This is a genomic window from Micromonospora sp. NPDC051296 (assembly GCF_040682255.1).
In the GTDB taxonomy this organism is placed as follows: domain Bacteria; phylum Actinomycetota; class Actinomycetes; order Mycobacteriales; family Micromonosporaceae; genus Micromonospora; species Micromonospora craterilacus.
Window position 1 is genome coordinate 1 of record NZ_JBFBAO010000595.1, and the last position, 2,306, is coordinate 2,306.

The following is a 2,306-nucleotide window of genomic DNA, read 5'->3' on the forward strand; positions in this document are numbered from 1 at the left end:
GCACCGCCGATCCGGTAGCCGGCCCGGGGCACGGTGTGGATGATCTGCGGCGTGCCGAGCTTCTTACGCAGCGTCATCATGGTGACCCGTACGACGTTCGTGAACGGGTCGGCGAACTCGTCCCACGCCTGTTCCAGCAGTTCCTCCGCGCTGACCACCTGGCCACCGGCGCGCAGCAGCACGTGCAGCACGGCGAACTCCTTCGGACTGAGGCCGACCGGGTGGCCGTCCCGGGTCACCGTGTGTCGGGCCACGTCCAGCACCACGCCGTGCTGCTCCAGCACCGGCGGCACGGCCGGTGCGGACCGCCGGCCGAGAGCCTGCACCCGGGCGACCAGTTCGGCGAAGGCGAACGGCTTGGTCAGGTAGTCGTCGGCGCCCAGCCCGAGGCCCTCGACCCGGTCCCGGATGCCGGCGGCGGCGGTGAGCAGCAGCACCCGGGTGCCGACGCCGGAGGCGGCGAGGCTGCGGCACACCTCGTCGCCGGTGTGCCCGGGCATGTCCCGGTCCAGCACGGCCACGTCGTACCGGTTCACCCCGACCCGCTCCAGCGCACCGTCACCGTCGTAGCAGACGTCGACCGCCATCGAGAGGCGGCGCAGCCCCTCGGCGACCGTGTCCGCCAACAACCGCTCGTCGTCCGCCACCAGCACCCGCACGCTTCCGCTCCCCCGTGGTCCGTCCCCGTCCGGCATACGTTCTCAGGCAGGAGTTAAGGGTTCCGTAAGCGCCTGCCGCAGCAATCCTCCACGCCCACACCCTGCGGACAAATGCGGGCAACCAACACCGACGGCCGCCTGCTCTGTCCGGCGTGTCCGCCCCGGCCGTCGTACCCATTTGGCGATCGGGGGTGAGCTGCGTCACGATGGGCGCGAGGAGGTCGCCCGTGGCCGACCCGTGGCTCGCCCTGGAATTCGGCGTCGATCCGGCAGAGCGGATCGCGCAGGTCGGTGCCGCCCACGAGGCGTTCCTCACCGGCGGCACGGAGGCGGCCCGGCGCACCGACCGGCACCTCCGCGACGTGGTGGCCCACTCCTGGCGCCGCTCGGCCGGGCTGCTCGACCCGGAGGCCACCCCGCCGGTCGAGCTGACCGACGACGCCCTGGCCAGCTACCGCGCGGCCCATCCCCTCGCCCGAGTCCTGCCGCTCTTCCGCGACCTGCTCGGCGGCATCGCCACCGACGGCGCCCATTTGATGGCGGTCTGCGACGCGCACGGGCGGCTGCTCTGGGTCGAGGGCCACCCCGGCGTGCTCCGGCACGCCGAGCGGATGAACTTCGTCCCCGGTGCCCGGTGGGACGAGACGCACGCCGGCACCAACGCACCCGGCACCGCCCTGGCGATCGACCACAGCGTGCAGATCTTCGCCACCGAACACTTCGCCCGACCGGTGCAGCGGTGGACCTGCGCCGCCGCGCCGATCCACGACCCGGCCACCGGGCGCCTGCTCGGCGCGATCGACATCACCGGCGGCGACCACCTGGCCACCCCGCAGAGCCTCGCCCTGGTCCGGGCCACCGCCCGGGCAGCCGAGGCACAACTCGCCGCCGACCGGCCGGTCGAGCCGGGCGTCGGGCACATCGCCGCGCTCGGCCGGGACGAGGCGGAACTGCGGGTGGACGGACGCCGCATCCGGCTCGGTCGACGGCACAGCGAGTTGCTCGTACTGCTGCTCGACCATCCCGAGGGGCGCACCGGCGAACAGCTCGGCCTCGACCTCTACGGCGACGACCGGCTGCACCCGGTCACCCTGCGCGCCGAGCTGTCCCGGCTGCGCCGGGTGCTCGGGCCCGAGCTGCTCGATTCCCGCCCGTACCGGCTGCGCGGCACCGTCCGCGCCGACTTCCGTACCGTCACCGAACTGCTGGCGGGCGGCGATCCGGCGGGGGCGCTCGACGCGTACGCCGGGTCGCTGCTGCCCGCCTCCGACGCGCCGGGAGTGACGCGACTGCGCCGGCTGGTCGACGGCCAACTGCGCGCGGCCGTGCTGGCGACCGGGGACCCGGCGCTGCTCGCGGCCTGGACCGCGACGCCCGCCGGGGCCGACGACCTGGCCGCCTGGCAGGTCCTGGCCCGGGCGTTGCCGCCGGGCGCGCCCCGCCGGCCGCTCGCCGTGGCGCGGATCCGTCAGCTCAGCCTCGAGTACGGTCTACCGCTCGCAACGTCGCTGCAACGTATCGGAAACTAGCCTCCCGCCATCACCACCACATCGACGGCGGAGGTGCACCATGACGCGCTACGACGCGCCCACCCACTGGCAGTCCCGCTACGACCACTTCATTGGCGGCGAGTACGTCAAGCCGCAC

2 protein-coding genes are annotated in these 2,306 nt (G+C 74.0%); one reads left to right on the forward strand and one right to left on the reverse strand.

Going from position 1 to position 2,306, the window contains the following annotated elements; translation table 11 throughout:
• Positions 1-659 (reverse strand): response regulator transcription factor (locus tag AB0M52_RS33320; protein WP_363961826.1); only part of this gene is annotated, 659 nt, incomplete at its 3' end.
• A 227-nt stretch (positions 660-886) separates the two neighbouring features.
• Between AB0M52_RS33320 and AB0M52_RS33325 the strand changes: the two genes are divergently transcribed.
• Positions 887-2,188, forward strand: a complete 1,302-nt coding sequence (locus AB0M52_RS33325; protein ID WP_363961827.1) for a GAF domain-containing protein — start codon at positions 887-889, stop codon at positions 2,186-2,188.
• The last annotated feature ends 118 nt before the right edge of the window (positions 2,189-2,306 follow it).